Source organism: Paracoccus haematequi, assembly GCF_900631945.1.
Lineage (GTDB): Bacteria > Pseudomonadota > Alphaproteobacteria > Rhodobacterales > Rhodobacteraceae > Paracoccus > Paracoccus haematequi_A.
Genome location: NZ_UZWE01000062.1, coordinates 80,070 through 93,473, shown reverse-complemented (window position 1 = coordinate 93,473; position 13,404 = coordinate 80,070). Strand labels below are relative to the sequence as shown.

The 13,404-nt window shown below is 64.8% G+C and carries 10 protein-coding genes and 1 pseudogene; 1 reads left to right on the top strand and 10 read right to left on the bottom strand.

The features are described from left to right. Positions 1-95: 95 nt before the first annotated feature. From cas2 to cas3, 7 genes are all read right to left on the bottom strand, one after another. Complete coding sequence (gene cas2, locus PARHAE_RS18655; protein WP_126156052.1) at positions 96-386, bottom strand: CRISPR-associated endonuclease Cas2; 291 nt, start codon at positions 384-386, stop codon at positions 96-98. A gap of 1 nt (position 387) precedes the next feature. Then, entirely contained in the window at positions 388-1,422 is a 1,035-nt protein-coding gene (gene cas1c / locus PARHAE_RS18650; protein WP_126156051.1) for a type I-C CRISPR-associated endonuclease Cas1c, read from the bottom strand. Continuing rightward, positions 1,419-2,039: a CRISPR-associated protein Cas4 gene (cas4, locus tag PARHAE_RS18645; RefSeq protein WP_241232881.1), complete on the bottom strand. Its 621-nt coding sequence runs from the start codon at positions 2,037-2,039 to the stop codon at positions 1,419-1,421. Before cas4 ends, cas1c begins: the two co-directional genes overlap by 4 nt. Before the next feature lie 14 nt (positions 2,040-2,053). Continuing rightward, the gene (cas7c, locus tag PARHAE_RS18640; RefSeq protein WP_126156050.1) at positions 2,054-3,004 is read right to left on the bottom strand and encodes a type I-C CRISPR-associated protein Cas7/Csd2; all 951 of its coding nucleotides are present in this window, start codon (positions 3,002-3,004) and stop codon (positions 2,054-2,056) included. Next, positions 3,001-4,755 (bottom strand): type I-C CRISPR-associated protein Cas8c/Csd1, encoded by a 1,755-nt coding sequence (cas8c, locus tag PARHAE_RS18635; RefSeq protein WP_126156049.1) that lies wholly within the window; start codon positions 4,753-4,755, stop codon positions 3,001-3,003. Before cas8c ends, cas7c begins: the two co-directional genes overlap by 4 nt. Continuing rightward, positions 4,752-5,450, bottom strand: a complete 699-nt coding sequence (cas5c, locus tag PARHAE_RS18630) for a type I-C CRISPR-associated protein Cas5c (protein ID WP_126156048.1) — start codon at positions 5,448-5,450, stop codon at positions 4,752-4,754. The genes cas8c and cas5c overlap by 4 nt, the downstream gene beginning before the upstream one ends. A gap of 76 nt (positions 5,451-5,526) precedes the next feature. Continuing rightward, entirely contained in the window at positions 5,527-7,755 is a 2,229-nt protein-coding gene (gene cas3, locus PARHAE_RS18625) for a CRISPR-associated helicase Cas3' (protein ID WP_126156047.1), read from the bottom strand. Between the two features lie 340 nt (positions 7,756-8,095). On the opposite strand from cas3, the pseudogene PARHAE_RS18615 reads away from it, so the two are divergent. After that, positions 8,096-8,355: pseudogene (locus tag PARHAE_RS18615) on the top strand (transposase); the annotation flags it as partial. 131 nt (positions 8,356-8,486) lie between these two features. On the opposite strand, the gene opgC reads toward PARHAE_RS18615, so the two are convergent. From opgC to PARHAE_RS18600, 3 genes are read right to left on the bottom strand one after another with little or no spacing between them, the layout of a single operon-like run. Beyond that, positions 8,487-9,620: an OpgC domain-containing protein gene (gene opgC / locus PARHAE_RS18610; RefSeq protein ID WP_126156046.1), complete on the bottom strand. Its 1,134-nt coding sequence runs from the start codon at positions 9,618-9,620 to the stop codon at positions 8,487-8,489. After that, positions 9,617-11,716, bottom strand: a complete 2,100-nt coding sequence (mdoH, locus tag PARHAE_RS18605; RefSeq protein WP_126156045.1) for a glucans biosynthesis glucosyltransferase MdoH — start codon at positions 11,714-11,716, stop codon at positions 9,617-9,619. Before mdoH ends, opgC begins: the two co-directional genes overlap by 4 nt. After that, positions 11,713-13,290, bottom strand: a complete 1,578-nt coding sequence (locus tag PARHAE_RS18600; protein WP_126156044.1) for an OpgD/OpgG family glucan biosynthesis protein — start codon at positions 13,288-13,290, stop codon at positions 11,713-11,715. The genes mdoH and PARHAE_RS18600 overlap by 4 nt, the downstream gene beginning before the upstream one ends. Positions 13,291-13,404 lie beyond the last annotated feature (114 nt).

Below are 13,404 nucleotides of genomic sequence, written 5' to 3'. Positions count from 1 at the left end.
CATCGCCATGCGTGCTTGCAAGACCGACCGGAGCTTTGAAGCAATGATCTACCTCGCTGCCGCCGTTATCAACTCACGATGAATCCCCACAGACCCTAGAGAATCAGCGGGCTGTTAAGATCCATCGCGGGTTTTGCACCGACATGCTCGACCCGGCGCGACCAGTTCGAACCAAGATAGTAATAGCGCAGGCTGTCGACCTCGGGGCGGATGATCCCTTCCAGGCGCGCCTTCAGCCGGGTCCATTGCGCCGGGTCCACCTCGATCTCGAAGACCGAGAACTGCACCCGCTGGCCGAAATCCTCGCACGCCTTGGCAACCTGACGCAAACGCTTCTTCCCACCGGGGTCCAGCGTCTTCACGTCATAGGTGACCAGGACCAGCATCTCAACTCCAAAACCAGGGCGGATAGGCGTCCAGATCGCCACGCAGATGACGCGCCAGCATCTGCGCCTGAAGATAGGGCACCAAGCCGAACGGCGCCTTTTCCTGCAGGAAAGGATGCTGGCGCTCTTCCTTCTTGCGCTCTTGCCAGGCGGTCAGGACAGTGCGGCGGGCGTCGTCGGTCAGCAGCACCGCACCGCCGTCCATGCGGCGAAAATCCCCCGCTCGCAACTGGCGGCGATTCACCAGGGACAGCGCCAGACGATCCGCCAAGGGTGCGCGAAGCTCTTCCATCAGGTCCAGCGCGAGGCTGGGCCGGCCGGGGCGGTCGCGGTGCAGGAAGCCGACGGCGGGATCCAGCCCGACCGCCTCGCAGGCCGAACGGCAATCATGGGTCAGCAGGGTATAGAGAAAGGACAGGACCGCATTCATCGGATCGAGCGGCGGGCGGCGCGAGCGGCCTGTCCAGCGAAGCTCGGGATCGGGTGAGCGGATGAGGTGATCGAAGACGCCGAAATACAGCGTCGCCGCCTCACCCTCGGAGCCGCGCAACAGATCCACACTATTGTCGGACAACTGCACGCGGCGCAGGATCATGGCCATGCGATCCGTTGCCCGCTCGAGCCCATTACGCGCCTCGGCCGTCATCTCGCCGCCGTAATCGCGCAACGCGCGCCGGATCACCGCACGCTGGTTGGCGATCTTGCCCATGACGATGCCACGCACCACATCCGTCGCGTCGTCGGCAGCCTGATATTGGGCACGCCGCAGCAGGACATTCCCCGCGACCGGCCCCTCGACCCTGGCCTGGAACCGCCCAGCACGATCCAGAAGCACCAACGAGATGCCGCGCTCGGCACAGATGCCGATCAGCGCCGGAGACAGCAGGATCGGCCCGAAGGCGACGACCGAGGCCAGCATATGCAAAGGCACACGCGCCTTTTCGGCCCCCTCGATTTCGGCCACCAGGTTCTCGCCATCCTTCTTCAGGGCGGTCCCCTCGGTCGTGACATAGACGGTGTTCAGCAGCTTCTTCATTCCAGCGCCCTTGCCAGCATACGATCGCGCCATTGCCGCACGGGACGGCTTACCGCCTCGGGCCGGCACAGATCCAAAAGCGAACAGGCCCGGCAGCGGCTGCGATGCGGCGTCGGGGGCGGCGTGCGACGATTGGTCAGGACCGCGGCCAGTTCGGCAGCGGTGCTTTCGGTCAGCGCACGCAGATCGGCATCGAAGGGCACGGTGACTCGGCGTTTGGTCTGGCCGTAGAACAGTGCGCCCTGTGCCACCGGGCGGCCGGTCATCTCTTCGAGGCAGAGCGCCTGCGCGCAAAGCTGCACCTCGTCGGCGCGGTGCAGCTTGGGCTTGCCGCGCTTGTATTCGATGGGAAAAGCGGTCTCGCCATCTGGACCGGGGAGGAACTCGACCAGGTCGGCGGTGCCGGTCAGGTTCAATCGATGGCACGCCAGCGGCAAGGCCATCACCCGCCGCACGCCACGCGCCTTGCGATGACCACCCTTGTCGGCGACGGCGTGCAGGACGTCGCCTTCGGCGGTAAAGCGGTTCTCGGCCCAAAGCCGCTCCAGATGGATCAGCGCGGCTTGGCGCAGACAATAGACCGCATGTTGCAGCGCCGAGAGGGGAATGGGTTCCACGACGCCAGTCGTAGTCACAGCAGCTCGAGGATTTCGACGCCTTCGGGCAGCCTCTCACGGTCGATATGGACGCTGTAGTCGGTGAATTTCCGCGCCGGTGGCAGATTGCTCAGGCCACGGTCATCCAAGGCACGGAATTCGCCATCCACGTTGCGGCCGATCTGAACCAGATCGAACAACCGGTGTGCCGGCGCATTGCCAAGCGCATTCGCATGGCGGAAGACGATCAGCTTGCGCGAGGTCATCTCGCCCCGCGCGGCCGCGCGGTCATGCTCGAACATGTTCGCCAGCGCCTCGAACAGCAGGTCCAGATCTGCTTCGGAAAAGCCCGTACGTTCGGCGAACTTGGCCGAAACGAAACCATGCGCGACATAGAGGCCATAGGGCACGATATGCTTGCGGCCCATCGTACGGTTGTCGGTGCGCTGATCGCTGTCATCCCCCTCGGCCTTCTTCTTTTGCTCGGCCTCGTTGGTGGCCGCCATGCGGGTGATCGAAATCTCGACCGGCAGAACCGGCTCGACCGAATTGGCGAAGGTCATCTGCACCGGCCCTTTGACCTGACCGCAGTTGATGCCCGTGGACATGACGGCACCGAATGTTCGCACGTCGAAGAAATTGCGGCACATGAAGTCACGCAAGGCGGTCGCCTCGGCATCGTCCCTTGGGTTCAGCTTGGCGTCCTTTTTCGACTTTTCGTCGCCACGCAGAGCGACATAGGCCTGGCGGTGTTTCTCGTTGAGGATCGCGCCTTCCTGGACATAGATGTGATGCCCCTCTGCACCCTCTCGCGCTAGTTCGACGTAATTGCGGATCTTCCGCTTCAGGCTGACGTCGGTGACCAGGCCGTGATTCGTCTCGGGATCAAGCCGCGGCAGGTTGCCCGCATCGGGGTCGCCGTTGGGATTGCCGTTCGTCACGTCGAAGATCAGCACGAAATCATGGCGGCGGGAAAGCGTGGTCATTGGGATACCTCGGGGGTCTTGTCATCGTGCTTGCGGAAACTGGCTTGGTGGTAATAGCCCAGTGCAAACTTTGCCTGTGCCTCCTGAGAAAGAGACGCTGGAAAAGGCTCCTTCGAGACGTCGAGCAAATTGGCGATCTCCTGCAATTCAGCTTGCAGATAATGAGCGAACGCCGGCTTGTCCTTGCGGATCCTCGCCAGATGATTAAACGCGTTGCCTGCAAGCGAGCCGAACACGCGCGCTGGCGTGGACGAGGCTGAGCCATAGAACTTGTCGCGAATCGTAGCATTCACACTTTTGCCAAGTGCGGCTCTCTGGATGTTCTCATAGACGGCGAACAGACGCCCCAACACATAGCCCGTGTCTCTGGATGTGGGATCAAGCGCCACCGGGGCCTCCTTATAGTGGAAATTGCGGATCAGGACGGATTTCAGCATGGCGCATCGCAGAGCGTTGATCTCGCCATCGGCGCGCATGCGCATCAGCACCGTAGAAAGCAGGGTCAGCGGATAGGCCGTGCCGGTCAGGATCGCACGCAGCCATTCGCCGGCGATCAGGGGCGGCACATTCTCGCGCTTGCCTTGCGAAGCCAGTTCCAGAAGATAGCGCCACAGCGGCGGCCAGCCATCGCGCGGAGGTGGGTCGATCGCCATATCCGCAAGATACTGCTGGAAGTTCCCGGTCAGCCGACCGAAATCGTCCTGCCAGTAGAAGCGTACCGAAAGCCGGGCGGCATTGGGGGCCAGCCCTAGGATATGAAAGCGCACCCCCTCGGCCAGTTCCGGCGCGACCCGCGACAGGCGCTGACCACTGCGGATGGCATCGAGACGGGACTGGATTTTGGCGGTTTCAAACCTCTCATCCTCGGCAACCAGCTTCTCCTCGGAAGCGGAGTCCAGCAACGCCGCAAAGAAGACCTCTGCCTCTGCGGCCAGGTTCATATCGCTGCAATCCGCCCAGAACACCGTCGAGGCATCGCCGATCTGGATGCGATGGCCGCTATTCTTGTCGAGATAGCGGTTCAGCACCGTGCCATAGGCAAAGGCCGCTGCCTCAGAAACGGGGGCGTTGTCGCCTTGATCGTGACCGTAAGACTCGAAGGCGTCGAGATTGAAGGACACCAGGCTCGCACCCGAGGATTGCGCCCCCCAGACCCCCTTGATCGAGGGATGCAGCCGGGCCACCGGACCGGGCTCGCCCGTCACCAGGCAGACCTGCGGGTCCGAGGCGCCTTCGGCCCCGAGACGCCGCCACAGCGCGCGCGCGGCCGGGCGTTCATGCAGGAAACGCTCGCGATATTCCTCGGCCAGGGCGAAGACGATGTTCTGGTCGCGCATCTCATCGCGCCAGAGGGGTGGAGCGAAGGCGTCCGGGCGCCAGCCGTCCAGGAAGCGCAGGAAAGCCCGCAGGCCAGGATCGTCGATCTCCGCAAGCCATTCCGCGTGGCGAGCGCGGAAGGCGGCATGCTCCTCCGCCGTCCTTTTGCCGTCACCAGCGGTCACCCCCAGCACATAGGCCGACTTGTCCCACAGGAAATTCGGGGCAATGCCGGCGGTCCGCTTTACGGCCTGCGGCACCAGCAGCATCCTGGGGCTGCGTTTCCTGTCGTCGCCGCGCAGATCCTCGACGCTGGCGACCGATCCGTCCGCGTTCAGCAGCACGCAGAAGCCGATCTTCTCGGTCGAGAAGCCGAAGGGCGGTGCATCGGGCAACCGATCATAGGCCCGCACCAACGAGGCAAGCATGCTCATCCCTTCACCTCTGCGCTGCCGGGTTGCGGCACATCCAGTACGCCATCGCGCAGCGCGGCGCGGAAAAACAGCGAGGGCCGACCCGGTTTCCCGTGGTCGATGTCCCACAGCATGAAACCAAGATCGCGTGGCGCGCCGAAACCATGCTCGGCGGTTTCCGCCTTGGGATTGCGGGCGGGCAGCGGCGCCTCCGGCGGGATCAGGTCGAAATGCGCGGTGAATTCACGGGTGCCAAGACAAGGCTGATGAAAGCACTGCCCCCGCGCGGCACGGCGGTTGAAGATGTCCAGATGCTTGCCCGCGCTATCGTCGGGGCCTGCTTTGCCCGTCATGTCGAAATGCGCCTCGATTACATAACGGGGTGCGACCAGGACGGCCGAGGCGCGCTGCTGGCGATCCTCATCAACCAGAAGCTGCAAATCCTCCAGGTCGCCGCGCTTCATCGCCTGCCTGATCTTGCCGGCGGGGGCCTTGTGGCCGACCTCGTTGCGGCGGATGGACTGGAAACGGATCGGCTCCAGCACATGGATGCGGTCGATGACCCAGCGGATGGCGGGCTTCCAGTGGATGGCTTCGAGGATGCCGCGCGCTGCCGAGGGCGTCATCACGTCATAGGACATCCGCTCGACCTTTAACTCGGGACGCGTGAACAAGGCGTGCTGGCCCCAGACATGCAGGCGGATACCGTAAGCCATTATTCCTCGTGCTTTTTTGTCAGCTTATCGCGCAACGAGAGTCAGGCAAGCGGAAATCCGCCTAAAATTACATCGATCACCAGATCGACCGCTCGGTCTCCAGATACTCTGCATGTTCCCACCACAAACCGCTATCCGCATGATAAAGCGCTGTATTGTCCAGCACGCAGAACTGATCCCCTCGCACCGCAGGCTGGTGAAAGGACGCATGGCCTGCCTCGACCAGCAGCGCGCGCGCCTTGGCTGGCATCTGGACGGTATAGACCTGTAGCGCCCGCGCCAGCTTGCCGGAGGAAATATTCTCAAAGGCCAATTCCCGGATCGCGTCCTCTGCCACCGCATCGCCGCGAATGATGACCGGGACCATGGTGGTCTCGATCATGCGAAAGGACTCGGCCATGCTGCGGAAGGGGAAATCCGTGCCGCTGCGGCCAAGGATCATCTGATCGACCATCGGCTGCCCCAGCTGCGCGGACCCGGCCTTCCAGTAGACATGCTCGAACCAGTCGCGGATCGCGGCGGGGGACAGCAGGTCGTCATGCCGCCCGGCAGTGCTGCGCATTGCCTGGGCCAGAGCCTTCACCTCGGCGGGCATCGAACGACCGGGGGCCGAGAAAACCGTCAGCGTGCTGTCTTCGAGCGGCCATTCGCCATTGCGCGACACCCGCCCGGCGGCCTGCACGCAGCTATCCAGCCCCGCCTCGGCCCGCCAACCCTTGGGGAAGGACAGATCCACGCCTGCCTCGATCAGGCTGGTCGCGATCAGCCGGCAGGGCGCGCCAGATTTCAGGCGCGTGCGAATATCGTTCAGAATTGCCCGCCGATGCACCGGATATTGCCGCGTGGTCAGGTGGACCAGCCCCTCAAGTCCCGCAGCCTTGGCGGCGTTGAACAATTCCAATGCATGAGCGCGGCTGTTGACGATGACCATGCCCTGCGGCGTGTCGCGCAAGGCCGCGATCAGGGCGTCGTCGTCCATCTCGCCGCCCTGCACGATGCGGGCGCGGCGCAATTCGCGGGCGAGGCGCACCGGATCGGGGGCCAGTTCGCGGCCTTCCAGCGGCAAGCCGCCCTGCTTCAACTGGCGGCTGTCGAAGGCGGGTTGCGTCGCGGTGCAAAGCACCACCGAACAGCCGTAATGCGCACAAAGCGTGTCGATCATCCGCAGCGCGGGCATCAGCAGCTTGCGCGGCAGGGCCTGCGCCTCGTCCAGCACGATCACGGAACCTGCGATGTTGTGCAGCTTGCGGCAGCGCGACGGACGCGCCGCGAAAAGGCTTTCGAAGAACTGCACATTGGTCGTGACAACCAAGGGCGCGGCCCAGTCCTCCATGGCAAGACGCAGCTTGTCCTTACGCTCCGAGTGGGTCTTTTCGTCGTCGATAGCCGAATGATGCTCCAGCACCGCATCGCCGAAAAGGCCGCGGAAAATGCCGGCAACCTGATCCAGGATAGAAGTGTATGGAATTGCGTAGATAATTCTGCGATGTCCGTGGCGCGCCGCGTGGTCCAGCGCAAAACCCAACGAAGCCAGCGTTTTGCCGCCGCCGGTGGGCACGGTCAGCGTAAAAAGCCCCGGCGACATCGTGGCGCCATCCCGGACATGCGCCAGAATTTCCGCGCGCAGGCGATTGATCCGACCGCTCTGCTCGAACCCGGCCATATGCGCATCGAAGGCGCCTCTCCATTCCGGCAACAGATCGGCCAGGGCCGGCCAGTCGCGATCCGGCCGCGTGCCGTTCAGTCCGGCATAGAATGCCTCGGTGTCGCGGAAATCCGCATCGACCAGACAGGAAAACACCATGCGGGCTGCGACCGACAGGTCGAAGCCGCAAGATGCCGGGCGCATCAGCTTGGCCAGTTCCCTGGCGACCGGGCCAAAATCCGGGCTGGTCGCGGCCGAGATTTCCGGCGCGATCGGGTCGCGGAAGGCATCCAGCCGACGCTCCATACTGCTGTCGGCTCCACGGCGATCGGGCAGCCCGGCGTGATGGCCCAGGATGGCATAGCCGATCACTTCGGAAATCGGTCGCAAACCGGCAGGAGTCCGGGCATGCAGCAGGGCAGCCCCAGCCGTCGAATGATCCACACGCGATTTTTCGCCAGAGAGGATGCGATCAAAGGCGGGGTCGTATTTGCCAAAGTCATGGAAAAATCCCGCCATATGCGCCGCCGCCCGCAGCCCGAGGGGCGCAGCTCGTTCGGCAGCCAGAGAAGCCGTATTTTCCAGATGGTCGGCCAGCAATTGCCAATCGCTTCGATCCTCACGAATACCCGAATGCGCATAGTATTTCAAAATCTTCATTCCTCCAGCCGCAGGCTGTTGACTGGTAATGATTCGAGCAACGAGTATTACCGGCGTTGGGGCAGAGCTGCTCCTACTCGCAAACCAGTGCTTTCCGAGGTCTTAATTCCCAGCCTCGGGTGGATCCGGTTCAGGATGAATCGATCCGGCTCTGAAGTCCAGATTTCGCAGATGTATTCGTAGGGCGTAAGACCACCCAGGGTTAAGACCACCCAGGGTTTTGAGTCGACGGGCAAAGTGTCGGCTGCCATGAAGTCGGCAAGATGCGTGCGCCGTTGCTTATGGCTGTCATGGTGGAAGCGCCTGACAGTCGCCTTCCTAATCGTGCGGTTCATCCGCCCTGCGTCGGACGGATGAATTTCGCAAGGATGCGGTGCGGATCGCGCTGACCAGTGGGCTTTCGCAACGTCAGATGGCGAATGATCTCGCGGTCGGCTTATCGACCTTGAACAAATGGCTGACACGGATGTGGCCTCGGCTGAGGATCGTAACCTGGCGCGAGAGAACGAGCGGCTCCGTCGCGAGAACCGCATCCCCCAGGAGGAGAGGGGCATCCTAAAAAGCCACCCAGTTCTTCGCGAACCACAAGCCGTGAGGTTCATGCCCGTGAACAAAGCAGGGACGTTTACAGGGCTTGTCGGCATTTTCAGCAACGGGCGCAGGATTGCAAATCCGTGAAGACCGTTCGATTCCGGTACCCGCCTCCAAGGTTTCCTTGAAATCCGATGCCGTCAGGCCTTGATTTCGCGGCGAAAGCGGACGGAGAGCTGCCAGGGCGCGCCGAAGGTCAGCCACAGGACGGAAATCCACCACAGCGCGACCATCGCCCAGACATCGACCGCCATGCGGCGCGCGATGCCTTGGTCCAGGGGGTTCATCTGGAAGGCGTCGCCCATCACCGACAGCAGCACGCAGGCCAGGAAGGAAAACAGCCCGCCCCGGCCGATCTGTTGCAGCGCCGTCCCTAGGCGGCTGGCGGCCATGCGCTCCATGATCCCGGCCAGGGGCACGGCGACCAGCCAGCTTGCGCCCATGATCGCCATGTAGCGCGTGCCGTCCAGATCCCACTTGCCGATCTCTCCGCCATAGACCAGGCGCAGCGCGTCCCGCAGGGGCAGCGCGGGTTCGCCGAACTTGGCGGCGATAACGATGGCGCTGCCGAAGGCGAACATGCCCGCCGACAGAATCGTCAGCAGCCGCCTGTGCGGCATCAGGACCGGCATGACCTGCTTGCGGAACAGGCCCATGGCGATGCCCGAGAAGAACAGCATCTGCCAACCGAAGGGATTGAACAGCAGCCCGCCCAGCCGGTGGTTCGGCACGAAGGCGTTCAGGACCGGGGCAAAGCACCACAGGGCAAACGATCCCGCCGCGAAGCTGATCGGATGGCGCAGCAGCAGCGGCACCAGCACCGGGACCGAGGCCAGCAGGATCACATAGACGGCCAGCACGTCCAGCAGGTTCGGCTGCAACCACATGCTTGCCAGCACACCGAAGAACCCGACCGGGTTTTCCAGGATCCACACCGCGTATTGGTGCCAGATCGCAGTGTGGTCCATGTCCAGGGCCAGCAGCCCGGCCGAAACCAGGGCCATCAGCAGCCCGCCGAACACCAGGGCGCGCCACACCTCGAACGCGCGGCGGGCGAAACGCCATTGCGCGGCGCGGCGGCCGTGCTTCGTCTCGACGGACAGCCAGACCATGCCGACCAGAAAGCCCGACAGCAGCACGAACAGTTCCGCCGCGTCGAAGATCGCGAAATTGGCCAGCGTGAACCGCCGCAGGGCCGAAATCGGCATGTGATCCAGCATGATGCAGACCAGCGCATAGCCGCGCAGCATGTCCAGGGCGATCAGCCGGTTCATGAGGGAAGGACGCTCCACTGCCGCAGCAGGGCGGCGTCGGAAACCAGGGCGTCGGTCTCGTCGCGGGTCAGATAGTCCAGGGCCTGCGCCCGGCTGCGGGCATGGGCGATCTTGGCGGCGGCGGTGATGCGGGCCAGGCGCTTGTCCTCGGGCAGGGCAGGGTCTTCGGGCAGCAGTGCGACATGACGGCCGATCCGGTCGGCATCGCCGCCGAAATCCAGCAGGCCCGCCGCGCCCTTCAGCGGCCGGGGCATGGCCCTGACGACGGCATTCGCATCCGAGAGGATCGCCGGGGGATCGCGCTCCTCGGGCGTGACCAGCAGGCCGCGCATCCGCGCCCAGCGGCCGAAGACCGGGCTGGCGGAATAGCGCGAGGTGACGGGCGACAGGATCAGCCCCGCCAGGATGGGCGACAGCCAGATCAGTTGCGCGGGCGAGAACTGCGCCAGCACGATCAGCGTGCCGATGCCCAGCATGACATGGACCCAGTGCCGGGCGATCACCACGTTCCAGTCGGGCATGGATCCGGCCCGGACCTGCGCGTTCCAGCCGCTGTCCCGCCCGCGCAGGATTTCATAGATCTGGCGGGTCTGGATCAGCATCTGCACCGGGGCGATCAGCGCCGAGAGCAGGATCTCGAACAGGGAACTGGCGAAGATCCGCACCGGCCCGCCGGAATTGCGCGCCAGGGGACGCATCCAGGCGCGGAACGTGGCGATCAGCTTGGGCAGCAGCAGCAGGGCCATGGCGGCCGCGAACAGCCACAGCATCCTTTGTGCGTCGAAGACCGGCCAGTCGGGGAACAGCTGATAGGCGGTCGGGAAATATTCCGGCGTGGACAGCAGCACGGTGGCCGAAAGCACCAGGCCCACCAGGATCAGCGCCAGCCACAGGGGGCTCATCGCGAAGCCCAGGATGCCGATGGCGAAATGGGCCAGCGTGATGGCGCGGGCGCCGCGCATCCCGAACAGGCGGGAATGTTGCAGGTTGCCCTGCGCCCAGCGGCGTTCGCGCGCGGCCATGTCCAGAAGGGTGGGCGGGCAGCCTTCGAAGCTGCCGCGCAGGTCGTGGTCCAGCCGCACCTTCCAGCCCGCGCGGCACAGGGCGGCGGCTTCGACGAAATCGTGGGACAGGATGGTGCCGCCGAAGGGCGGCTTGCCGGGCAGGCGCGGCAGCCCGCAGGCCGAGGCGAAGGCCGACATGCGGATGATGGCGTTGTGGCCCCAGAAATTGCCGGTATCGCCCGACCAGGCGGACACCCCCCGCGCGATCATCGGGCCATAAACCCGGCCCGCGAACTGCGTCAGGCGGGCGAAGATCGTCTCGCCCCCCACCAGGATCGGCATGGTCTGGATCAGCGCCAGCCGGGGATCGGCGGTCATCCGCGCGGACAGCGCCCGGATCGTCGCGCCGGTCATGATGCTGTCGGCGTCCAGGACGACCATCTGGTCATAGCGCCCGCCCCAGCGGCGCACGAAATCGCTGATATTGCCGGTCTTGCGGTCCTCGTTGGTGATGCGGCGGCGATACCAGATCGGCAGGGGCGACAGCTTGCGCGCGGCGTCGATCACCAGCGTCTCGTTCACGGCGATCACCGGGTCACGGCTGTCGGACAGCACGAAGATCTCGGTCCGGCCCGCCATTCCCTCGCGCTCAAGCTCGCGCGCCAGGGCGGTCAGCAGGCCGATGCTTTTCTGCGCGTCCTCGTGATAGATCGGCATCACCACCGCAAGGCGCGCGTCGTTCGGGCCGTCGGGCGTCGTCAGGCGGGACGCGAACAGCCCGGCCAGCACGTTGCAGAACGAAAAGCCGACCCAGGCGAAGGTGGGCACGAACAGCACCAGCAGCGCCCATTGCATCGGCGTCGGGTTGTCGCCGAAGGTCCGCAGCATCTGCTGGAAACCGACGAAGGCGATGGCCGCGGTGCCGCCAAACGCCACGAGCCGCGCCATCCAGACGCGCCAGCCGTTCCGCTGGCGCGGAAAGGCCAGCCGCGGCGGCGCGCCGAAATCCTGCACCGGCATGGCCAGGGGAGATTCGGGCGGCGTGGCCGAGGAAACCGCCGGATCGCCGGAACGCGGATCTGCGGGGCTCATGCGGTCCAGCGCGCCAGCCAGGTTTCGCTTTGGGCCACGCCCTCGGGGCTGGTCAGCACCGCCTGCAAATCCGCCAGAGTCGCGGCGCCCGGTTCGAATTCGAAGGCCAGCCGCAGCACGCCCTGATCCACCAAAGGCTTCAGATAGGCATGGATGATCGTCCCCGCCGAGGTCGTGACCTTCGATTCCGGCATCGCGTCGGTGAACAGGGACAGGTCGAAATCCACGATGACGCTGCGCGCGGCGGGAGAATTGATCGACCGCCCGCTGCGCACCTGCCGCACCTTGGCCAGGGGCAGGTCGTTGGCGGGCAGCGGCGCGAAGATCAGGCGATACTGGAATTCGTGGCGCTTGTCGCGGGCCAGCGGCTCCTTGGGGATCCAGCAGCTGACGATATTGTCGTTGAATTCGTTCTCGACGGGGATTTCGACCAGCCGGACCTCGCCCTCGCCCCAATTGCCCTCGGGTTCGATCCAGGCCGAGGGGCGCAGGTGATACAGCGCCTCGGGATCCTCGAAGGCGTCGAAATCGCGGCTGCGCTGGACCAGCCCGAAGCCGCGCGGATTGTTGTCCACGAAGGACGAGATCTGCAACGTCTTGTGCGCGCCCAGCGTGCGCCACAGCGCCTGGCCGGCGCCGGTATGCATCTGCAAGCCGTCGCTGTCATGGACGGCGGGGCGATAGTCGTCCACCGCGCGCCGGCTGGCGGGGCCGAACCAGAACATCGAGGTCAGGGGCGCCAGCCCGGTGTTTTGCAGATCGACGCGCGGGAACAGCGCCACGCGGGTGCGCACCACCGTCACCGCGCCGGGATTGACATCGAACTGATAGGCGCCCGCGACCGACTTGCTGTCCAGCACCGCATAGATGCGCACCCAGTCCGACCCGTCGGTCGGCTCCTGGATCCAGAAATCGGTGAACAGCGGGAATTCCTCGCCATCGGGGCTGCCGGTCTTGATCGCCAGCCCGCGCGCGGACAGGCCATAGATCGTGCCGCGCGCCACCGCACGGAAATAGGTCGCGCCCTGAAAGACCAGGAATTCGTCCATCACGCCGGGGCGGTTCAGGATCGTGCGCAGGCGAAAGCCCGACCAGCCCATCTGGCCCTTGGTCTGCACATCCGCGCCATCGGGAAAATGCGACGGGTCGAACTCCAGCATCGAGGGGTCGAATTCCAGCCGGTGCGGCACGCCGTCGCGCACGATGCTGATATTGACCGGCTCATAGAAGATCGCGCCGGGCGGCAGCAGATCCATGCCGAAGCGCGGATTGCCCGCGAAGGGATCGCGGTCGCGGCGGAACCGGATGGCGCGATACTGGTCATAGGTCAGGTTCGCGAAACTGCCCACCTGTTCGGCCACCGGCTGTTCATAGACGCGGGTGGCGCGTTCCGCCGCAAGGGCCGCGACCTCCTCGAATCCGAAGGTGGTCGGCGGCGCGGGCGGAGGGGTGTCGGTCCCTGCCCCGGCTGGCGCCGTTCCGGCCGGTGCTGTCTGCGCCTGCGCGGGCGTGGCGACAAACGCCCCCCCTGCGGCCAGGGCGGTCGCTGCGTTGAGAAAATGACGGCGTTTCATATCAGGTGATGCTTGCCAAAAACCGTTTCATTATAAGGATGCTGCGGGGGCGCAGCAAGGCGCAAGCCGAAGCCCGCGGGGCCAGTCCGGGCTGGCGCGGCAGCCCCGTCCCTG